This window comes from Paracoccus laeviglucosivorans (assembly GCF_900182695.1).
Classification (GTDB): Bacteria; Pseudomonadota; Alphaproteobacteria; order Rhodobacterales; family Rhodobacteraceae; genus Paracoccus; species Paracoccus laeviglucosivorans.
In genome coordinates this window covers 74,621-94,114 of the sequence record NZ_FXTK01000015.1, presented here as the reverse complement: position 1 = coordinate 94,114, position 19,494 = coordinate 74,621, and the positions used below count along the sequence as shown (strand labels likewise).

Here is a 19,494-nt window from a genome sequence, read left to right as displayed (position 1 = left end):
GTCGGAACTCTTGGCGGAATATAAATACGCTTGTATTGAAATGGAAGGATGGAAATGTCGGGACGACCTCGCAGCATCGACCGCGACAAGGTGCTGGACGCGGCCGAGACGATCGTGGCCCAGACGGGCGCGGCGGGGCTGACCTTTGACGCGGTGGCGCGCGCGGCGGGCATCACCAAGGGCGGCGTGCAATATTGCTTTGGCACCAAGCAGCAGCTGATCGACGCGATGATCGACCGCTGGTGCAATGCCTTCGATCAGGATGTGGCGGATCGCGTCGGGCCAGCGCCGTCGCCGCAGGATGTGATACGCGGCCATCTGCAGGCCACGCGCGATGCCAAGGAAACCGATCATTCGCGCGCTGCGGTGATGATGACGGCACTGCTGCAAAGCCCCGATCAGGTGGTCGCAAGCCGCGACTGGTATAACCAGCGCCTTGCCGGGCTGAACCTTGATGACACAGCCGACCGCCGCATCGCCTTGGCGTTTCTGGCGGGCGAGGGGGCATTTCTGCTCAAGGCGTTCGGGTTGATCGGGCTGGATCAGCCGCAATGGTCCAGACTTTTCGACGACATCCTGAAGCTGGCCGAAACGAAATAGCTTTCCCGCCCGAGTCGCGCTTTCGCGCAAGAAATGCGGCGCCAGGCGCGGCATAGGCGCAGGAACCTGCGGCCCGCGCGCCGGATTGCGGGGGATCTTCGCAGCATCTTCGGGTGCTGGGGTGCGACACTTATCCCAAATGCGAAAGGGGAGGAGCGCATGACGAAGATTGGTTGCCCGACCGAGATCAAGCCGCAGGAATTCCGCGTCGGGCTGACCCCGGCCGCTGCCGCCGAGGCGCATCAGCATGGCCACGAGGTTCTGGTGCAGGCGGGCGCGGGGCTTGGCGCGGGATTCAAGGATGACGACTATATCGCCGCTGGCGCGGTGATCGCGCCGGATGCGGAAACGGTATTCGCCCATGCCGACATGATCGTGAAGGTCAAGGAACCGCAGGCGCAGGAACGCGCGCGGCTGCGTCAGGGCCAGCTTTTGTTCACCTATCTGCATCTGGCACCCGATCCGGCGCAGACGCGCGACCTGATCGACAGCGGCGTGACCGCCATCGCCTATGAGACGGTGACGGATGCGCGGGGCGGCCTGCCGCTGCTGGCCCCCATGTCCGAGGTGGCGGGGCGGCTTGCGCCTCAGGTCGGGTCATGGGCGCTGCAAAAGGCCAATGGCGGACGCGGCGTGCTGATGGGTGGCGTGCCCGGCGTGCGGCCCGCGAATGTCGTCATCATCGGCGGCGGGGTCGTGGGTGCTGCCGCCGCGCGGGTCGCGGTCGGCATGGGGGCGAATGTGACCGTCATGGACCGGTCTGTGCCCCGGCTGTCCTATCTGGACGATGTGTTCATGGGCAGGCTGACCACGCAATATGCCAGCGCCGCCGCGACCGCAGAACTGATCCAGACTGCAGATATGGTGATCGGCGCTGTGCTGGTGCCGGGGGCTGCCGCGCCAAAGCTGGTCACGCGGGCGCAGCTTGCGACAATGCCGCCGGGTGCGGTGCTGGTCGATGTGGCCATTGATCAGGGCGGCTGCTTTGAAACCTCGCATGCCACAACCCATCACGATCCCATCTATGAGGTGGACGGGATTATCCATTACTGCGTGGCGAACATGCCCGGTGCGGTTGCGCGCACCTCGACGCAGGCGCTTGGTAATGCGACCATGCCATTCGTGCTGCAACTGGCCGACAAGGGCTGGCGTCGCGCGGTCGAGGATAACCCGCATCTGCGCGCGGGCCTTGCCGTGCATCAGGGTCGCCTGACCTCGCCCCCGGTGGGTGAGGCGCTGGGGCTGGTCGCGATCACCCCCGACCAGCTGCTGGCCGCCTAAGGGGCCAGTCCCTGCAGGACCCCGCTGGCAATGGCGGCGGTCCTGTCCCAGCCGGGCAGGTCCGCCCCTGCCTGCCGGGCGCCGTCCTGAAGACTGGTGCGCAATTGCGCATCGCTTAGCATCCGCCGCAAAGCAGCGCCAAAAGCCGGGGCGTCATCGGGCGGGACAAGTAACCCGGCCTGTGCGGGGACCGTATCGGGCACAGCCCCGGTGCGGCAACTGACGATCGGCAAACCATGCGCCAAGGCTTCGTCAAAGACGATGCCATGCCCTTCGTAGCGGGTCGCCAGCGCAAAGACCGAGGCTTTGGCATAGACCTCCTCCAGCCGCTCCGGCTTGATCTCTCCGGCCAGATTTATGCGTTGACCCACGGGGCTGGCGGCGATTTGCGCGCTGATGTCGCGGACGTAATCCGCGTCCCAGGACCGCCCGACGATCATGGCCTGCCAGTCCAGATCGGCCAGATCGCCCAGTGCGGAAATCAGGATGTCATGCCCCTTGCGCGGATGCAGGATACCCACGGCAAGGATCAGCGGCGGCAGGTCGGGCGCGTGGGCCAGTCGGGCGCGTTTTGTTCCCGGTCGGGCGATGGTGATGCGTTCTGGGGCGACCTCATATCGCTGGACCAGCATGTCGCGCGTGTGCGGGCTGGGCACAAGGATGTGGCGGGCCAGCCGCAGGTTGTCACACTCGGTCGCGAACAGATGGTCGCGCCGGGCGGGGGGCAGGCCGCTTTCCATCGCCAGCGGATGGTGGATCATCGCGATCAGCGGTGCCCGGCAACGCGCCAGACCGGAGGTGTCGATGCTGCCAAAGACCAGCCCATCGACGATCAGCGGGCGTTCCTCGGCCGTCATGATGTCGATGGCCTTGGCCATTTCGGCGGGCGAGGGGTCGGGAAAGCCTGCGGGCAACTGCAAGTGGCGCATGTCGTGCCCCATCTCGCGCAGGCCCAGCAGCAGGCGGCGTTCATAGATGAAACCGCCGGTCAGCGTGTTGATGTCACCGGGGATCGCAAAGGCGCAGGGGATCATGGGCGGACCTGTTCGGGGGCATGGGTTGCAAGCACGCGGCGTTCGGCGGCAGAGATGACGGCATGGCCCAGCCACGACATCAGTGTGACCAGCACCACGGCGGACCACAGCATGTCGTAATCCGAAACGGAAGCCGAAAGCGACATGAGTCCGCCGATCCCGCCGCCGGTCGCCAGCCATTCCACCACCGTCACAGCCAGAACCGCGGCGGGCACGCTGATCCGAGCCGCTGCAAACAGCGCGGGAAGCATTGCGGGAATGCCCACATGGATCAGCTTGCGCAGCCGGCTTGCGGCATAGCTGTCGAACACGTCAAGGATTCGCCCCGGCGCTTGGCGCAAACCGTGCTGGCAGGCGACAAAGGTCGGAAAGAACACCATGACCGCGACCAGCAGGACCGTGCCCGCCGCGCCGCGCCCGGCCAGCAGCACGATCAGCGGGGCGGTCGTGACAATGGGGATGGACCGCAGCGCCACGGCCAAGGGCGTCAGCACAGCCGACAGGCGCGGCACCAAGCCCAGCAGCACCGCCAGTCCCGCCCCCAGCGCCAGCCCGGCGCAGTAGCCCGGCAGGACATGCCGCGCCGTTTGCGCCAATGCCGTCGCCAGCGTCCCCCGCGTTTGGGCGGCATCGGGGGCCCATGCCAGCGCCGCCAGCACATCGGACGGACGCTTGGCAAAGAACGGGCTAAGCCCTGCCAGCCGCATCCCTGCCCACCACAGCGCCAACACGGCGATCAGCACGGCCAGCGCCTGCATCCAGCCGCGCTGCGTTGGCCCGCCGGGCGGAGGGGCCAGAATGACCGGGGGTGGCTCATGCAGGATGCGCCGCGCGATGCCTCCGATCAGGGCATAGGCTGCGATGGCCACAAGTGCGGCTATGGCCGCAAGGCTCCAGATCGCGGGGATGTCCAGTGCGCGGGTGAACCGGATGGTCAGAACGCCCATGCCGCGTTCCGCCCCGGTGAATTCGCCGACCATCGCGCCAAGGAATGCGGCAGGTGCCGCGATCTGCAACCCCGCCGCAAGATAGGGCAGCGCAGCACGCAGGCGGATATGGCGCAGCTCGGCCCAACGGCCCCGGCCATAGACGTGGATCAGGTCCAGCCAGCTTGCGGGCGCGGCGCGCAGCCCCGCCAGCAGCGGGATCAGCGTGGTGTAATAGACCGCCAGCGCCGCCAACACGATCTGCGGCCCGTTGCCCGGTCCCATCATCACCCGAAGGATCGGACCGGTCGCGACCATAGGCAGGCAGAACACCACCAAAGCCAGACCCGAGATCATCGGGATCAGGCGCGGAACCACCAATGCCAGCGCGGCCAGCCCGATGGCGGCAAGGTTTCCGGCCAGAAACCCCAGCGCCGCATTGCTGCCGGTCACGACCAGCGCCCGCCCGATCAGTCCGGCATTGGCGATGCTCCAACCCAAAACCTGAGCCGGTCCCGCGATCAGAAAGCGGTCTTGAAGTGCGAATGCCAGACCCTGCCACAGCGCCAGCAGGATCAGCGTGCCGATGACGGCATCGGCCAAGCGTCCGCCTTGGATCATGCCGCATCCAGCGCGTGGGACAGGGCGGCCCGGATCTGCGCCTCGATGCGGTGAAAGGCGGGGGTGTCGGGCAGGGCGGGCGAACGCGGATGCGGCAAGGGCACGTCGATATCCGCCACGATCTGCGCGGGACGGGGCGACAGAACCAGCACACGGTCCGACAGCAGCACCGCCTCGGAGACGGAATGCGTGACAAGCAGCGTCGTGGCCCCCATTTCGTGCCACAGCGGTGGCAAATCCTGCGCAAGCTGGCGGCGCGTCAGTTCGTCAACCGCGCCAAAGGGTTCGTCCAGCAACAAGACGCCCGGCCCTGTCACCAGCGCCCGCGCGATGGCCGCCCGTTGGCGCATCCCGCCTGACAACGTGGCGGGCCTGCTTTGCGCAAATTGCCCCAGCCCGACCATCTGCAACAGCCGCGCGACCAGCGCCGGATCGGCAGGCTGGCGAGCCAGCTTGCGGGCCAGCGCCACGTTGCGCGCCGCAGTCAGCCAAGGCAGCAGCGACGGATCCTGAAACGCGACCGAGATCGCGCCCCGTTCCCGCAATCGCTCAGGCGGCTGTCCGTCGATCGCGACCGTGCCGCGATCTGGCATATCCAGCCCCGCGATCAGCCGCAAAAGCGTCGATTTCCCGCAACCCGAAGGGCCGACAAGCGCGGTGGTCTGCGCGGATGCGAAATGGGCCGAAAAATCCCGCACCGCCTCGACTTCGCCGAACGCCTTGTGCAGACCCGCGCAGGCGATGCCCGCCTCAGCCGCCATGAACGGCGTCCAGGATTGAGCGGTCCCACAGGTCGGGCGTCACCTTGCTGCCCAGCAGCGCCAGCGTGCGGATATTGTCCTCGACCGCCTCGTCGCTCCACCAGCCGAAGCCGTGTTGGTCGGTCTGGGCGGAAAACATCAACGGCACCTGTCGCTGGGCTTGCAGCTTTTGCGTAGGCAGGTCCAGACCGGCATCGGGGAACATTTCGACCGTCAGCGCCGCCGCCGCATCGGTATCGGCGCGGTAGGCGTTCCAGCCGCGCACCTCGCCCGACATCAGCGCGACCAGCGCATCGCGGCGGTCTGCAAGGCTTTCCTCGGTCGCGATATAGGTCTGTGAATGCACGGCATAGCCGTGATCGGCCATCAGCATGGTCACCGCCTTGATCCCCTGCATGGCCATGGCGACGGGCAGGTCGGTTTCCCAGCACAGCAGGCAATCCACGTCTTCGCTGATCAGAGGTTGGGCGGAATATTGCGTCGGCACGATCTGGACCGCGTTGAAATCCACATCGTTCAACTGGCACAGGGCTTGCAGGACCGGGGTATTCGCGATTGCCATACCGATGCGCTTGCCTGCCAGATCGGCAGGCTGCCTGACCGCGTTTTCCGGCAGCGATGCGATCACGAAAGGGTTTTTCTGCATCGCCACGCCGATGATCTTGAAGGGCGCGCCCTGCGCCACGGCTGCGGCGGTATAGTCGGCGGCGGAAATCCCGACCAAGGCATTTCCCGCCACGACCGGAGGCTCGACCGGGGCATTGGGCCCGCCCTGCAGCAACGACACGTCAAGCCCCGCGTCCCGCCACCATCCATTCCTCTGTGCGATATAGCTGCCCGCGAATTGCACCGAATGCAGCCAGGACAATTGCAGCGCCACGGTTTCGGCGGCATGGGCCGGGTCTGGCCGCAACCCCACCTGCGACAGCGCAAGGCCAGCGGCCCCCATCTGCAGCATTCTTCGCCGTGTCAGCGGAAAAGGGGGCATGGCGGCAACTCCAATTCTGGGAACGGGTGACAAGACGCTTTCGTGAAACGATATTGCGCGGGCTGCCGTTCCCTTGGGCTAAAAAACATCACTTGGGGGCGGCATAGCTGTGCAGGATCACGTCGCGCATCCGGTCCATGGCGACCGCTGCCTGACCATCGGGCGGGACAAGTCCGGGGGCAAGACCCCAATCCGCCGCCCGCGCCACCAGATCGGGCGGGCCGATGACATGGATCGGCACGTCGCGCCCGCCGTCCAGTGCGATGCCCTGCGCCGCCTGATGGTCGCCCAGAACGATCATCAGCGGGGCGTCTGCGGCATGGCGCAGCGCATAGGCGGTGACGGTTTGCAGCGTGTAATCCAGCGCATCGCGGTAATGGCGGCGCACGTTGTCGCGGTCGCGCCATACCTGCTCGGGCGTTTCGGCGGCCAAGGCCATGCTGGCAAAGGCCGAGCCGTCTCCGACCTGATCCCAGCCGATCAGTTGCGGCACCGGCACCCATGGCGCGTGCGAGGAGATCAGCACGATCTGCGCAAATAGCGGCGGCCCGCCGTCCTGCGCCAGCAGCCGGTCGGCGGCGGCAAGGGTGTATTGATCAGGCATCGTCACCCAGTTGAAGGCTGGCCCGCGATAGCCCAGATCGGCTGCGGCCAGCACGCGGTCAAAGCCCATCTGCGCGGCCTCGGGCCAGGGCCGGGTGATCGCGGGCATGACGGCGGCGGTGCGGAAACCAGCCTGCCGGGCGTAATGGAACAGGCTTTGTCGCCCGCTGGCCAGCGCGGCGCGGTAAAGCGCCTGATCGCTGATCCATAGCCCGTCCGCGAATGTGGCGTGCGACAGCCAGCTTTGTCCGCCCTGCGTCGGCGCCGCCAGAAACCCCGAGCGCGTGGCCAGCCCCGCGCGGCTCAGCGCATCCTGCGCCTTTCGCAGCGTTGGCAGATGGACCTCCGAATAGAACGGCGTCTGAAAACTGGCGCGGCCGTAGCTTTCGACAAAGATGACCAGCACATCGCGGTCGATCCCGGCCAGCAGCCCCTGCGCATCGCGCATCGGGTCCGCGTCGGCTGCGGCGCGAAATTCGCGCAAGGCGACAAGGGTCTGGGCCAGCATCTCGCCCCGCTCGGTCGCGTAGCGGAGGTTTGCGGGACGGGGCGTGGCAAAGGGCAGGCATAGCAGCGCAACCACCCCCAGCGCCGCCCATCCCCGGCCCATGGGCCGCGACCAGCGCCCCGTGGCCCACCACAGCGCGGCAACGGTTCCGGCCAGGGCCAACAGCGCCCCCAGCACAGCGCCCACCGCTGCAAGGGTGCCAAAGCTTCCTGCGATCAACCGCACCGCCGCATCCAGCAGGGGCAGGTCGGCTGCGATGTTGAAGGGCCGCGCCAGCGTCGCGCCCATGCCCAGATCGGCCAGCTTTTGCACCGCCAGCGTTACCAGCAGCGCGGTCACCAGCGGTCGCATCACACGCCCGCCCAGCATCAGCGCCAGCAGCACCGGTAACAGTTCTAACGACGGGCGCAGCAGTGCTGCGGGCATGGTCAGGGCAAGCTGGATCGGCACGGCGGCAAGGACCGGCAACAGCAGCGCGCGCATCATGCAGGGTGCCGCCACAGCCAGCGGATGTCGATGGCAAAGGACAGGATGACGACGCCCGTCGCGCTCCATGCCAGCAAGACCGCAGCTTCGGGCGGCAGCGGCGGCAATTGCAGCACGATCAGCGCCGCAAGCTGGATCACACAGATCAGCTTGCGGCGGAAACTATGCGGCAATGCACCGCGCAGCCACGGCATGACCAAACTGGCCGCGACAAAGACATAGCGCACCAGACCCAGCAGCAGGACGCCCGCGCCGATGCCGGACCCCAGCCATGCGTGCAGCGCCAGCGTCAGGGCGAATGCGGCGTCCACCTCCATGTCGAAACGCGCGCCAAAGCCCGAGACAAGCCTTGCGCGGCGCGCCAGCCAGCCGTCCACGCCGTCCAGCATCAACGCCGCGCTGGCGACCACGGCGACCGTCCATCCCGCGGCCATGCCGCCCGCCAGAGGTGCCAGCAGGGCGCAGGTGATCGCGGCGCGCAGCAGCGTCACGGCATTGCAGCCCCCGATGCGGGGATGGGGATAGGTCCGCAGCATCTGCCGCGCGATCAGCGCGGCGCTGGCGGCGTAAAGCAGACTGACCCCGAACCACGCCGCCTGCGTTCCGCCCATGCCGCCAAGGCGCAGCGCCTGCATGGACAGCAGTCCGACGAATGCGCTGGCCGCGACCTGCGCCGGAATCCCCGCCACCGGACGGGACGGTGCCCGCGCAAACGGGCCATGATCGGGTCTGTGCATGGCAAAGATGCTAGGCCAGCCCTGCGATGCGTCAAGCGTCTTCACCGCGACGCTTTGAGAATTGATCCATCAAGGCTATGATGCCAAGGCAAAGGAGCAAGCCCGATGACCGATCCTGCCGGTTACCGAACGCCCGCCCGCCTGCTGCACTGGATCATCGCCGCGGCCGTGCTGCTGATGATCCCGGCGGGGCTGATCATGACGCGCGAAGGTCTGCCCAAAGGGCTGGGGGATGGGCTGTTCCTTTTTCACAAGAATATGGGCACGCTGCTGATCCCCCTGATCGCGCTGCGCATCCTGTATCGCTGGCTGCATCCCGCGCCACCGCTGCCGCCCTCGGTTCCCGAATGGCAGCGCAGGGCGGCAGGTGTCTCGCATCTGGCGCTTTACGTGCTGCTGGTGGTGATGCCGCTAAGCGGCTTTGTCCGCGTCCGGGCAGGGGGCTTTCCGATCGAGTTGCTGGACAGTCTTGGCGCGGGGCCGTGGCTTGCGAAATCCGAACCCCTCGCCCGCACGGCCGAGGGGCTGCATTATGCCGCAGCGATGCTGTTGATCGCGGTACTTGTGGTGCATGTCGCAGCCGCGCTGCAACATGCGTTGATCCGGCGCGATGGGGTGTGGCAGCGGATGTGGCCACCCGCCGGGCGTTAATGCCCGCCGCCACCGCCGCCGCCCGCTGCCGCAGGCTTGTTGACAAAGACAAGCAACAAGGCCAGTGCGGCGAACAGCCCCGACAGGATCACGAAAATATCCGCCAGCGACATGACCACCGATTGCAGCCGCGCCATGCTGGTGATCGTGGACAGCGCCGCCGTATGGGCCGCATCCCCAAGGCTGGAATAGGCCTGTTCCAGCATTGACGTGGCCTGCATCGCGGGATCGCTGTTGGCCGTCACGCTTTCGGCGATGCGGGCGTAATGCACCCCCTCGCGGTTGGACAGGATGGTGTTGATCAGCGCCAGCCCGACCGCGCCCCCAAGGTTGCGCGTCAGGTTGAACAGCCCCGAGGCGTTCTTGACCTTTTCCGGCGGCAGCATCCCAAGGGCGATGTTCGACACCGGCACCATGCACAGCATCAGCGATACGCCGCGCATGATCTGGGGGATGAAGATCTCCCAGTAATCCCAATCCTCGGTCAGGCCGGTCATCAGCCAGCAGCTTGCCGCAAACAGCAGGAACCCCACGCCCATCATCATGCGCGGATCGACCTTTTGCGACAATCGCCCGGCGATGGGCGCGGTCAGGAACATGGAAATCCCCGAGACCATCATCGCCTCGCCGATCTGCAGCGAGTTATAGCCGCGCACCCCCGACAGATAGACCGGGAAGATATAGATCAGCCCGTAAAGCCCGATGCCCAGCCCAAAGGAAAAGATCGAGCCCATGGCAAAGTTGCGGTCGGCAAAGGCATCCAGCCGCACGATCGGTTCCTCGGCGGTAAAGGCCCGCCAAAAGAACAGGAACCCCCCGAACAGCATCACGGCGGTCATCAGGACGATGACGTGATCGGCGAACCAGTCGTCCTTCGCGCCTTCCTCCAGCACATATTCCATCGCGCCAAGGAACAGGCCAAGGCCCAGAAAGCCCCACCAGTCGAAGCGGTCGAACAGGCTCAGGTCCGGCTTGTCAAAGTCGATCAGGAAAAACGCCGCGGTCGTGACGATGATGCCCGGAATGACGTTGATGAAGAACAGCCAGTGCCAGCTTAGATATTCCGTCAGATAGCCGCCCAGCGTCGGCCCGATCGTCGGCGCCAGCGTGGCGACCAGCCCGATCATGGGCGAGACGATGTGCATCTTCGAACGCGGAAAGATGGTGAACGCGCAGGCGAACACCGTGGGGATCATCGCGCCCCCGATGAAGCCCTGCAACGCGCGCCACAGGATCATTTCCCCGATGGAATTCGACAGCCCGCAAAGCAGGCTCATCAACGTGAAGCCGCCCGCCGATATGGTAAAGACCCAGCGTGTCGAGAGCATCCGTGAAAGATAGCCCGACAGCGGGATCATGATGACCTCGGCGATCAGGTATGAGGTCTGGATCCACGGGATCTCATCGCCCGAGGCGGCAAGCCCGGCCTGAATTTCGGACAGCGAGGCCGAGACGATCTGGATGTCCAGAATCGCCATGAACATGCCCAGCACCATCAGCAGAAAGGTGATCAGGCGGCGCGGGTCGATCCGGTCATCTGCCGGGGCCGGGGCTGCCGCGATGTCGGCGGCCATGGGATCAACCCTCGCCCTGCGCCAGCTGCGACGTGGCCGCGCCGGTTTCGCGCGAACTGGTCAGGGGGGTGTCATCCGCCGGCCGGTGCTGCGGCGCGGCGGGCAGGGGCTGATCCTTGCCGGTGCGCAGGTCGATTTCGGTCACGACCGACATGCCGGGGCGCAGGGGCAGGCGGGCGCGGTCGGCGTCGTCGATGACGATGCGCACGGGCACGCGCTGCACGACCTTGGTGAAATTCCCCGTCGCATTCGACGCGGGCAGCAGGCTGAAGACCTGCCCCGTGCCGGCGGTCAGGCTTTCAACCGTGCCGTGCAATTCCTGATCCGGCCAGGCATCGACCTTGATCGAGACCCTTGCGCCGGGGCGGATGTCGGCGATCTGCGTTTCCTTGAAATTCGCTTCGACATAGACATCGGCGATGGGGACCATCGTGCCGATGCGGCTGCCGGTGGTCACGAACGAGCCGACCTCGATCTGGCGCTCGGTCAGGATGCCGTCGAAGGGCGCGCGGATTTCGGTGAAGGTCAGGTCGCGTTCGGCCAGCTTCACGCCGGTTTCGGCGGCGCGCACGTCCAGCTTGGCGCTGTCGCGTTTCGCGTCAAGCACGGTCAGTTCGGCTTGCGCCTGCGTCAGCGCCGCCTCGGCGCTTTTCACCTGGGCTGCGGCGGATTTCGCGGTGGCTTCGGCCTGATCCAGCGCGGCCTGCGTGCCTGCGGTGGTGGCGCGCAGTTCCTGCGCCCGGCGATAGGATTTCTGCGCACCGTCATTGGTGGCCGAGGCCGCCGAAATCGCGGCGCTGGCCTGTTCGATCGCGGCATGGCCCGATGCGATCTGCGCACCGATCTGCGCCTCGGCGCTTTGGGCCGAGGCAAGGCTGTTCTGCGCCTTTTCCAGCGCAAGCTGATAATCCTGCGGGTCGATCCGCGCGATGATCTGGTCGCGCTTGACCGCGGCATTCGGTCCGACCAGAATCTCGGCGATATAGCCAGTATCCTTGGCCTGAAGCGTGATCAGATCGGCCTGCAGATAGGCATCGTCCGTTTCTTCGTGGAAACGGCCATAGCTATACCAATGCCAGCCTTCATAGCCTGCGACGGCAATTACCAGCGCACCCAGCACGAACAGAACGCGCTTGGCCTTGCCGCCCTTGGAACGCGGAGCTGCCTGATCTTCTTGCGACGCCATGGCCGACTCTCTTTTGCATGAAACAGCTCGTCCAATACATTGACCGAACCGTTCGGTCAATGTATTTGTCCATGCGCAGCCGCGATAGCAGATGCTCGAAAAGGGAAAGCCAATCAGATGACCGACCAGCCCCAGATTGCCGCCCCTGACGGTCAGGACGACAATCCCAAGCGCCGTCAGATACTGGTGGGTGCGCGGCAGATGTTTCTAAGCAAGGGCTTCGAAGGCACCTCGATGCAGGATGTGGCCAAGGCGGCGGGCGTGTCGAAAGGCACGCTTTACGTCTATTTCGACAGCAAGGAAGCCATGTTCGAAGCGCTGGTCCTGCGCGAATGCGGCCGCTTGCAGGACACGATGCGCCGCATCGGTTCAGGCGACGGCGCGGTCGAGGATGAGCTTTTCGCCATCGCCCGCCAGATGGTCACCACGCTTTTGCAGCCCGAGGTGCTGGCCGCCATGCGCATGATGATCGGCGCGGGCGAGAAATTCCCCGATCTGGCGCATAAGATATACGAGGCCGGGCCAGCGCGTTCCGTCCGCACCTTGGGCGAATACCTGCGTTTGCGCGAAACGCGGGGCGATCTGGCGGTGGGCGATTGCGATGCCGCTGCGGCGCAATTCGTCGATCTGGTCTTTGCCGGGTTGCAGCGCCGTGCGCTGCTGATGATGCCACCTTGGCCCGAGGCCGAGACCGAAGCCTATCTGCGCCGCCGCGTCGAAAGCTTCCTTGCGATCTGCCGCGCGGGGCGGGGCTAGGTCGCCGCTTCGCCCTTGGCGCGTCGGACCCGATGCCCCATATTGACCCCATCGCATGTCGAACGGGGAAAGCCATGTTCCGAACCGTCTGCCAAGCCACCTGCGCAAGCCTGCTTTGTGCCATGCTTGCTACGCCCGCGATGGCCGATGTGGTCGTGGATTATGCGGGGCTGGCGGGTTCGCGCGATCCGGGGCTGCGCAGCGACCGCGACCGGCGGATCGTCGTGGCACAGCTTGATCGCAGCATTCAGGAACTTGGGCAGCGCTATCTGCAACCCGGTCAGGATTTGCGCATCGATATTGTCGAACTGGATCTGGCCGGAGATTTTGAGCCGTGGCGCTCGGGGATGCAGGATGTCCGCATCATGCGCGACGTGACCCCTCCGAAAATCCGCATCCGCTATGCACTGACCCAGAACGGCCAACCCATCCAAAGCGGAGAGGCGCGGCTTGGCGATATGAACTATCTGTCCGACCCCCGCGCGATGAATGACAGCGAACCGCTGATCCACGAAAAGCTGTTGCTGCGCGACTGGTTCAAAAAGACCTTCGGCTAGGTCTTTCCACGGCATCGCAAGATAAGAGGAGGTTATCGACGCGATACGCAAACACAATTTCTAATTATCCAAACGCTCGGGATAGCATTTCTTGAAGGCGCGAGTCACCGGCGGCCACCCATAGGGTGCGCCAATGGCCGCAAGTAGTCGAAAGGAACACACTCATGGACGGCGACAATCTGAAAGCAGGCGGCGGCTGCCCCTTTGGCCACGGGACGAACCGCAATGTGCGCACCGACGCGCGCGCGAACCGTGACTGGTGGCCGAACCAGTTGAACCTGAAAATCCTGCATCAGCATGGGGGCCAGCCCGATCCGCTGGGCGCGGATTTCGACTATGCGCAGGCGTTCCAGAAACTGGATCTGGCAGCGGTCAAGGCCGACCTTCATGCGCTGATGACCGACAGTCAGGACTGGTGGCCCGCCGACTGGGGCCATTACGGCCCGCTGTTCATCCGCATGGCATGGCACAGCGCCGGGACGTATCGCACCGCCGACGGGCGCGGCGGCGCACGGGCGGGGGCGCAGCGTTTCGCGCCGCTCAATAGCTGGCCCGACAACGTGAACCTGGATAAGGCGCGGCGCCTGCTGTGGCCGATCAAGCAGAAATACGGCAACAACCTGTCCTGGGCCGACCTGCTGATCCTGACCGGCAACGTGGCGCTGGAATCCATGGGCTTCAAGACCTTCGGCTTTGGCGGCGGTCGCCCCGATGTATGGGAGCCGCTGGAGGACATCTATTGGGGTTCGGAAACCGAATGGCTGGCGCTGTCGGGCGGGCCGCAAAGCCGCTATTCCGGCGAGCGTGAGCTGGAAAGCCCGCTGGCCGCCGTGCAGATGGGCCTGATCTACGTCAACCCCGAAGGGCCGGACGGCAAACCCGATCCCGTTGCTGCCGCCCATGACATCCGCGACACCTTCGGTCGCATGGCGATGAATGACGAAGAAACCGTGGCGCTGATCGCAGGCGGCCATACTTTCGGCAAGACCCATGGTGCGGGTGATGCCGGGCTGGTCGGCTCGGACCCCGAGGGCGGGCTGATCGAGGCTCAGGGCTTTGGCTGGGCCAGCACGCATGGCAGCGGCCTTGGCGCGGATGCGATTTCAAGCGGGCTGGAGGTGGTCTGGACCCAGACGCCGACGCAATGGAGCAACAATTTCTTCCGCAACCTGTTCGAGTTTGAATGGGAACTTACGAAATCTCCCGCCGGTGCGTGGCAGTGGAAACCCAAGGACGGCGCGGGCGAAGGCTCGGTCCCCGATGCGCATATTCCCGGCAAGCGCATTGCGCCCTCGATGCTGACGACCGACCTGTCCTTGCGAATGGACCCGGCATATGAGGCGATCTCGCGCCGGTTCTATGAAAACCCGGACCAGTTCGCCGATGCATTTGCACGCGCGTGGTTCAAACTGACCCACCGCGATATGGGGCCAAAGGTGCTGTATCTGGGCCCCGAGGTTCCGGCCGAGGATCTGATCTGGCAAGACCCGGTCCCGGCTGGCCCGCAGCTTGACGCCGGCGACGTGGCCGCGCTCAAGGCCACGCTGCTGGCAGCGGTCCCGGCGCGCGAACTGATTGCGACGGCATGGGCTTCGGCCTCGACCTTCCGGGGTTCGGATTTCCGTGGCGGCGCGAATGGCGCGCGCATCCGTCTGGCCCCGCAAAAGGACTGGGAGGCGAACCAGCCCGAACAGCTTGCCCGCGTGCTGGCCACGCTGGAACAGGTGCAGGCGGGCTTTGGCAAGCCGGTGTCCATCGCGGACCTGATCGTGCTGGGCGGCGATGCGGCGATCGAGGCTGCGGCCAAGGCCGCGGGCCATCCGGTCAGCATCCCGTTCCTTTCGGGCCGGGGCGATGCCACGCAGGACCAGACCGACGTGGAAAGCTTTGACGTGATGGAGCCGCTGGCCGACGGTTTCCGCAACTATCAGCGCCAGCAATTCGCCGTGCCAGCCGAGGAATTGCTGATCGACCGCGCCCAGCTTCTGACGCTGACAGCACCGGAAATGACGGTTCTGCTGGGCGGACTGCGGGTGCTGGACGCCAACTATGACCACAGCGCGCATGGCGTCTTTACCGACCGTCCGGGCGTGTTGACGAACGACTTTTTCGTCAACCTGTTGCGTATGGACACGGTCTGGAAAGCGCAGTCGGACGCGGCAGACCTGTTCGACGGCACGGACCGCAAGACGGGCGCGCCGCGTTACACCGCCACGCGCAACGATCTGGTCTTTGGCTCGAACTCGCAATTGCGGGCCATCGCCGAGGTCTACGCGCAGGACGATGCGGGCGCGAAATTCGTGCGCGACTTCGTTGCCGCGTGGTCCAAGGTGATGAACGCCGACCGTTTCGACGCGCGCGGCTAAGGCGCGGCCTGATCGCCGATCCATTGCCGGAACCGCACAAGTGGCCCGTGGCGATCCTTCGCCTCGGGCCATGCCAACCAATAGGCTCCGCCCGGAACCGAAGGGAAGGGCAGCGCGGCCAGCCGCCCTTCGGCAATTTCGCCCTGCGCCAGATAATCGGGCAGCAACGCGATCCCGACGCCTTGGATGGCGGCCTGCATCATCAGCGAAAACTGATCCATCATCATCCCCGGTCCACGCGGGTCGCGCGCCCCTTGCGCGGCGAACCAGCCGGCCCATGCATCAGGGCGATTTTCCAGATGCAGCAAGGTTATGCCCGACAGGTCGGCGGGTGTGGTGATCCGGTGGCGGGCCAGAAAATCCGGCGCGGCGCAGGCGGTCATCGCCTCATCGAACAACTTTTGGTGATGCGCGCCGGGCCAGTCGGGCTGGCCATAGAATATCACCGCATCAAAGGGTTCCGCTTCAAAGCTGAAGCGCGGCACGCGGGTCGCGAAGTTCAGCGCGACGCCCGGATGCTGGCCCAGAAAGCCGTTGATCCGTGGCGCAAGCCAGCGCGCCGCGAATGTCGGCAGCACCGCCAGCGACAGCGTTCCGCCCGCGGGGTTCACCACCAGCGACATGCCCGCATGCTGGATCAGGTTCAGCGCCCGCGTCACGTCGCGGCCATAATCGCGCGCCGCATCCAGCGGGGTCAGGCGTTGGCGGTGGCGGCGAAACAGGGGTTGGCCCAGCTGGCTTTCCAGTGTCTGCAACAGCCTGCTGACCGTGCTTTGCGTCAGATCCAGTTCCCGCGCCGCGAGCGTGGTCGATCCAGTGCGCAAGACTGCCTCGAATGCAAGAAGCTGGCTGATCGAGGGCAGAAACCGCCTTGGCCGCATATCATTCATCCAATGCATCAAGTTAGGGAAGAATAGCGTTTCCTGTCCACAGTTCAATCATGTCATACATGATTCAGCGCACGGGGGCAGGCATGACGGGATCACCATTGCAGGGGCTGAAGGTCGTCGAACTGGCCCGGATTCTGGCGGGGCCGTGGATCGGTCAGACCTTGGCCGATCTGGGTGCCGAGGTGATCAAGATCGAAGCGCCCGAAGGCGATGATACCCGCCGCTGGGGTCCACCCTTCATCCAGCGCCCGCGGCCGGATGGCGGGACCGAGACGGTGGCCGCCTATTTCCACGCCGCCAATCGCGGCAAAACCTCGGTCATCTGCGATTTCGCGAACCCAGACGATCTGGCGCGGCTCAAGACGCTGATCGCCGATGCGGATGTGGTGATCGAGAATTTCAAGCTGGGGGGATTGGCGAAATTCGGGCTGGATTACGACAGCCTTGCGGCCAGCAATCCGCGGCTGGTCTATGCCTCGGTCACGGGGTTCGGACAAAGCGGGCCGCGCGCGGCACAACCGGGCTATGATTTCATGATCCAGGGCATGTCCGGCATCATGGACCTTACGGGCGAACCGGGCCGAGAGCCGCAAAAGGTCGGTGTGGCGTGGATCGACATTTTCACCGGGCTATACGGCGTGATCGGCGTGCAGGCGGCGTTGGCGGAACGCGAACGTTCCGGGCGGGGGCAGCGCATCGACTTGTCGCTGCTGGATACCGGGGTCGCGGTGCTGGCCAATCAGGCAGCGAACCTGCTTTTGGGCGGCGTTGCACCGGGGCGGCTGGGGAACGCGCATCCCAATATCGTGCCCTATCAGGTGTTTCCGACGCTGGACGGCTATATGATCATCGCCTGTGGCAATGATCGCCAGTTCGCCGCGCTGTGTCGGGTGCTGGGCCTGGGCGGGCTGGCGGACAGCGCCGAGTATGCGACCAATGCAGCAAGGGTGGCGAACCGTGACACGCTGACCAGCCTGATCGCGGACCGCACCGGGGCCCGGACCCGTGCCGATCTGATTGCCGCGTTCGAGGGGGCGGGAGTCCCCGCCGGTCCGATCAACGGCGTGGCCGAGGCGCTGGCCGATCCGCAGGTCGCCGCGCGCGGGATGCAGATCGCGCCCGAAGGCATTGCGGGCCTGCGCACGCCATTGGTGTTTTCGCGCAGCCCATTGACCACCCACCGCGCCGCGCCGCCTTTGGGCGGGGGCGTCTGGTCATTCTCGAAACCAGATTAAAAGGCATTGATATGACGTTGAAACCCAAGAATTCCCCCGATCTGGGCCGGTTCGACTGGCAAGACCCTTTCCGTCTGGCCGAGCAGCTGACCGAAGAGGAACGGATGCTGGCCGATGCCGCCCGCGCCTATGCGCAGGACAAGCTGCAGCCCCGCGTCATCGCCGCCTATCGCGACGAGGTGACCGACCCGAACATTTTCCGCGAGATGGGCGGGATGGGTCTGCTGGGCGTCACCATTCCCGAAGAATATGGTGGGCTTGGCGCGTCATATGTCGCCTACGGCCTTGTCGCCCGCGAGGTCGAGCGGGTCGATAGCGGCTACCGCAGCATGATGTCGGTGCAGTCGTCCCTGGTGATGTATCCGATCTATGCCTATGGGTCCGAGGCGCAGCGGCAGAAATACCTGCCCAGACTTGCCTCGGGCGAATGGATCGGCTGTTTCGGGCTGACCGAGCCCGATGCCGGCTCTGATCCGGCGGGGATGAAGACGGTCGCGAAAAAGGCCGCCTCGGGCTATGTCATCTCGGGGTCCAAGATGTGGATTTCGAACGCGCCGATCGCCGATGTCTTTGTCGTCTGGGCGAAGTCCGAGGCGCATGGCGGCAAGATCCGCGGCTTTGTGCTGGACAAGGGGATCAAGGGGCTGTCGGCCCCCAAGATCGGTGGCAAGCTGTCCTTGCGCGCCTCGATCACGGGCGAGATCGTGATGGATGCGGTCGAAGTCCCCGAGGATGCGCTGCTGCCCAATGTCGAGGGGCTCAAGGGGCCGTTCGGCTGTCTGAACCGCGCCCGCTATGGCATCAGTTGGGGCGTGATGGGGGCTGCGGAATTCTGCTTCCACGCCGCGCGGCAATACGGTCTGGACCGCCAGCAATTCGGGCGGCCCTTGGCCAATACCCAGCTTTTCCAGTTGAAACTGGCCAATATGCTGACCGAGATTTCGCTGGGCCTGCAGGCCAGCCTGCGCGTCGGTCGCCTGATGGATGACGCGCAGGCCGCGCCCGAGATGATCTCTGTCATCAAGCGCAACAATTGCGGCAAGGCGCTGGATGTCGCGCGCATCGCCCGCGACATGCATGGCGGCAACGGCATTCAGGAAGATTACCAGATCATGCGCCATGCCGCGAACCTTGAGACGGTGAACACCTACGAAGGCACGCATGACGTTCATGCGCTGATTCTGGGTCGGGCGATCACCGGGCTGCAAGCGTTCTTCTGACGCCGCATTTGCGGGCATCGGCCGTTTTTTCCCAAGCGCGGGCAAGGCATTCGCAGCCCGCGCGCGATCGTGCCGCCACAAAACCGGGCCGCGCCGCGCAATTAACATATTTTTTGAAGGGAACGACCGAGGCGTCTGGGGGTTTGGCTTGCGTCCACGGACAACGGCATCCGCGCATTTTCGCGGCGCCAGATAACGACCGACAAGGAGGACCGACCATGATGCCCAAAACGCTCAGGCAGATTATCGCGTGCCTTACCGATGACGGTGATATTTTCAACGTGTTGAATTTCGTCAACGCGGCGCCTGCCATGGCTGGCGGCCCTGCCCAGGAAAGCTTTCGGACCGATCACGGCTATCACGTCACCAAGGTCAGCGAGGGCGAATATTTCCTGACATGGACTGGCCAGCGCATGACCCCAATCCGCCGCAGCGCGCAGGATTTCTAAGCGCTGGTTGAGCAGGAGCCGCTGCCAAGGTATCACGCCGCATCAAGCATCAGCGCGAAGGCACG

General features: G+C 65.3%; 18 protein-coding genes. 9 read left to right on the top strand and 9 right to left on the bottom strand.

What is annotated here, in order from left to right; genetic code table 11:
• Positions 1-54: 54 nt before the first annotated feature.
• The gene (locus FN835_RS15020) at positions 55-600 is read left to right on the top strand and encodes a TetR/AcrR family transcriptional regulator (protein WP_142664046.1); all 546 of its coding nucleotides are present in this window, start codon (positions 55-57) and stop codon (positions 598-600) included.
• 159 nt (positions 601-759) lie between these two features.
• The gene (gene ald / locus FN835_RS15015; RefSeq protein WP_142664045.1) at positions 760-1,881 is read left to right on the top strand and encodes an alanine dehydrogenase; all 1,122 of its coding nucleotides are present in this window, start codon (positions 760-762) and stop codon (positions 1,879-1,881) included.
• Here the strand turns inward: ald and FN835_RS15010 are convergent.
• From FN835_RS15010 to FN835_RS14985, 6 genes are all read right to left on the bottom strand, one after another.
• On the bottom strand, positions 1,878-2,915 hold the full coding sequence (locus tag FN835_RS15010; protein ID WP_185958710.1) for a glycosyltransferase family 4 protein: 1,038 nt from the start codon (positions 2,913-2,915) through the stop codon (positions 1,878-1,880). The genes ald and FN835_RS15010 overlap by 4 nt on opposite strands.
• Positions 2,912-4,462, bottom strand: coding sequence for an ABC transporter permease (locus FN835_RS15005; protein ID WP_142664044.1), 1,551 nt, complete (start codon positions 4,460-4,462; stop codon positions 2,912-2,914). Before FN835_RS15005 ends, FN835_RS15010 begins: the two co-directional genes overlap by 4 nt.
• Positions 4,459-5,223, bottom strand: coding sequence for an ABC transporter ATP-binding protein (locus FN835_RS15000; RefSeq protein WP_142664043.1), 765 nt, complete (start codon positions 5,221-5,223; stop codon positions 4,459-4,461). Before FN835_RS15000 ends, FN835_RS15005 begins: the two co-directional genes overlap by 4 nt.
• Complete coding sequence (locus FN835_RS14995) at positions 5,213-6,172, bottom strand: ABC transporter substrate-binding protein (protein ID WP_425467476.1); 960 nt, start codon at positions 6,170-6,172, stop codon at positions 5,213-5,215. Before FN835_RS14995 ends, FN835_RS15000 begins: the two co-directional genes overlap by 11 nt.
• Positions 6,173-6,299: 127 nt before the next feature.
• Positions 6,300-7,808, bottom strand: coding sequence for a sulfatase-like hydrolase/transferase (locus FN835_RS14990; RefSeq protein ID WP_246098758.1), 1,509 nt, complete (start codon positions 7,806-7,808; stop codon positions 6,300-6,302).
• On the bottom strand, positions 7,805-8,545 hold the full coding sequence (locus tag FN835_RS14985; protein WP_142664042.1) for a CDP-alcohol phosphatidyltransferase family protein: 741 nt from the start codon (positions 8,543-8,545) through the stop codon (positions 7,805-7,807). The genes FN835_RS14990 and FN835_RS14985 overlap by 4 nt, the downstream gene beginning before the upstream one ends.
• 105 nt (positions 8,546-8,650) lie before the next feature.
• Here FN835_RS14985 and FN835_RS14980 point away from each other — a divergent pair, with 105 nt between their 5' ends.
• Entirely contained in the window at positions 8,651-9,196 is a 546-nt protein-coding gene (locus tag FN835_RS14980) for a cytochrome b (RefSeq protein WP_142664041.1), read from the top strand.
• Here the strand turns inward: FN835_RS14980 and FN835_RS14975 are convergent.
• On the bottom strand, positions 9,193-10,770 hold the full coding sequence (locus FN835_RS14975; protein ID WP_142664040.1) for a DHA2 family efflux MFS transporter permease subunit: 1,578 nt from the start codon (positions 10,768-10,770) through the stop codon (positions 9,193-9,195). The two genes, FN835_RS14980 and FN835_RS14975, sit on opposite strands and share 4 nt — an antisense overlap.
• Before the next feature lie 4 nt (positions 10,771-10,774).
• Positions 10,775-11,956: an HlyD family secretion protein gene (locus FN835_RS14970; protein ID WP_142664039.1), complete on the bottom strand. Its 1,182-nt coding sequence runs from the start codon at positions 11,954-11,956 to the stop codon at positions 10,775-10,777.
• Between the two features lie 117 nt (positions 11,957-12,073).
• Here FN835_RS14970 and FN835_RS14965 point away from each other — a divergent pair, with 117 nt between their 5' ends.
• The 3 genes from FN835_RS14965 (at position 12,074) to katG (ending at position 15,635) form a co-directional block, all read left to right on the top strand.
• Positions 12,074-12,712, top strand: a complete 639-nt coding sequence (locus FN835_RS14965) for a TetR/AcrR family transcriptional regulator (RefSeq protein ID WP_142664038.1) — start codon at positions 12,074-12,076, stop codon at positions 12,710-12,712.
• 74 nt (positions 12,713-12,786) lie between these two features.
• Positions 12,787-13,269 (top strand): DUF3016 domain-containing protein, encoded by a 483-nt coding sequence (locus tag FN835_RS14960; RefSeq protein ID WP_185958708.1) that lies wholly within the window; start codon positions 12,787-12,789, stop codon positions 13,267-13,269.
• A gap of 164 nt (positions 13,270-13,433) precedes the next feature.
• Positions 13,434-15,635: a catalase/peroxidase HPI gene (gene katG, locus FN835_RS14955; RefSeq protein ID WP_142664036.1), complete on the top strand. Its 2,202-nt coding sequence runs from the start codon at positions 13,434-13,436 to the stop codon at positions 15,633-15,635.
• Here katG and FN835_RS14950 read toward each other — a convergent pair.
• Positions 15,632-16,516: a LysR family transcriptional regulator gene (locus FN835_RS14950; protein ID WP_142664035.1), complete on the bottom strand. Its 885-nt coding sequence runs from the start codon at positions 16,514-16,516 to the stop codon at positions 15,632-15,634. The two genes, katG and FN835_RS14950, sit on opposite strands and share 4 nt — an antisense overlap.
• A 92-nt stretch (positions 16,517-16,608) precedes the next feature.
• Here FN835_RS14950 and FN835_RS14945 point away from each other — a divergent pair, with 92 nt between their 5' ends.
• From FN835_RS14945 to FN835_RS14935, 3 genes are all read left to right on the top strand, one after another.
• Positions 16,609-17,760: a CaiB/BaiF CoA transferase family protein gene (locus FN835_RS14945; protein ID WP_142664034.1), complete on the top strand. Its 1,152-nt coding sequence runs from the start codon at positions 16,609-16,611 to the stop codon at positions 17,758-17,760.
• 11 nt (positions 17,761-17,771) lie between these two features.
• On the top strand, positions 17,772-18,980 hold the full coding sequence (locus tag FN835_RS14940; protein WP_142664033.1) for an acyl-CoA dehydrogenase: 1,209 nt from the start codon (positions 17,772-17,774) through the stop codon (positions 18,978-18,980).
• A gap of 218 nt (positions 18,981-19,198) precedes the next feature.
• On the top strand, positions 19,199-19,429 hold the full coding sequence (locus FN835_RS14935; protein ID WP_142664032.1) for a hypothetical protein: 231 nt from the start codon (positions 19,199-19,201) through the stop codon (positions 19,427-19,429).
• Positions 19,430-19,494: the final 65 nt, after the last annotated feature.

What these genes read in the sequence shown, in the direction of transcription:
- FN835_RS15020 (WP_142664046.1), top strand. Translation starts at nt 55, where the DNA reads ATGTCGGGACGACCTCGCAGCATCGACCGCGACAAGGTGCTGGACGCG.
- ald (WP_142664045.1), top strand. Translation starts at nt 760, where the DNA reads ATGACGAAGATTGGTTGCCCGACCGAGATCAAGCCGCAGGAATTCCGC.
- FN835_RS15010 (WP_185958710.1), bottom strand. Translation starts at nt 2,915, where the DNA reads ATGATCCCCTGCGCCTTTGCGATCCCCGGTGACATCAACACGCTGACC.
- FN835_RS15005 (WP_142664044.1), bottom strand. Translation starts at nt 4,462, where the DNA reads ATGATCCAAGGCGGACGCTTGGCCGATGCCGTCATCGGCACGCTGATC.
- FN835_RS15000 (WP_142664043.1), bottom strand. Translation starts at nt 5,223, where the DNA reads ATGGCGGCTGAGGCGGGCATCGCCTGCGCGGGTCTGCACAAGGCGTTC.
- FN835_RS14995 (WP_425467476.1), bottom strand. Translation starts at nt 6,172, where the DNA reads ATGGGGGCCGCTGGCCTTGCGCTGTCGCAGGTGGGGTTGCGGCCAGAC.
- FN835_RS14990 (WP_246098758.1), bottom strand. Translation starts at nt 7,808, where the DNA reads ATGATGCGCGCGCTGCTGTTGCCGGTCCTTGCCGCCGTGCCGATCCAG.
- FN835_RS14985 (WP_142664042.1), bottom strand. Translation starts at nt 8,545, where the DNA reads ATGCACAGACCCGATCATGGCCCGTTTGCGCGGGCACCGTCCCGTCCG.
- FN835_RS14980 (WP_142664041.1), top strand. Translation starts at nt 8,651, where the DNA reads ATGACCGATCCTGCCGGTTACCGAACGCCCGCCCGCCTGCTGCACTGG.
- FN835_RS14975 (WP_142664040.1), bottom strand. Translation starts at nt 10,770, where the DNA reads ATGGCCGCCGACATCGCGGCAGCCCCGGCCCCGGCAGATGACCGGATC.
- FN835_RS14970 (WP_142664039.1), bottom strand. Translation starts at nt 11,956, where the DNA reads ATGGCGTCGCAAGAAGATCAGGCAGCTCCGCGTTCCAAGGGCGGCAAG.
- FN835_RS14965 (WP_142664038.1), top strand. Translation starts at nt 12,074, where the DNA reads ATGACCGACCAGCCCCAGATTGCCGCCCCTGACGGTCAGGACGACAAT.
- FN835_RS14960 (WP_185958708.1), top strand. Translation starts at nt 12,787, where the DNA reads ATGTTCCGAACCGTCTGCCAAGCCACCTGCGCAAGCCTGCTTTGTGCC.
- katG (WP_142664036.1), top strand. Translation starts at nt 13,434, where the DNA reads ATGGACGGCGACAATCTGAAAGCAGGCGGCGGCTGCCCCTTTGGCCAC.
- FN835_RS14950 (WP_142664035.1), bottom strand. Translation starts at nt 16,516, where the DNA reads ATGCGGCCAAGGCGGTTTCTGCCCTCGATCAGCCAGCTTCTTGCATTC.
- FN835_RS14945 (WP_142664034.1), top strand. Translation starts at nt 16,609, where the DNA reads ATGACGGGATCACCATTGCAGGGGCTGAAGGTCGTCGAACTGGCCCGG.
- FN835_RS14940 (WP_142664033.1), top strand. Translation starts at nt 17,772, where the DNA reads ATGACGTTGAAACCCAAGAATTCCCCCGATCTGGGCCGGTTCGACTGG.
- FN835_RS14935 (WP_142664032.1), top strand. Translation starts at nt 19,199, where the DNA reads ATGATGCCCAAAACGCTCAGGCAGATTATCGCGTGCCTTACCGATGAC.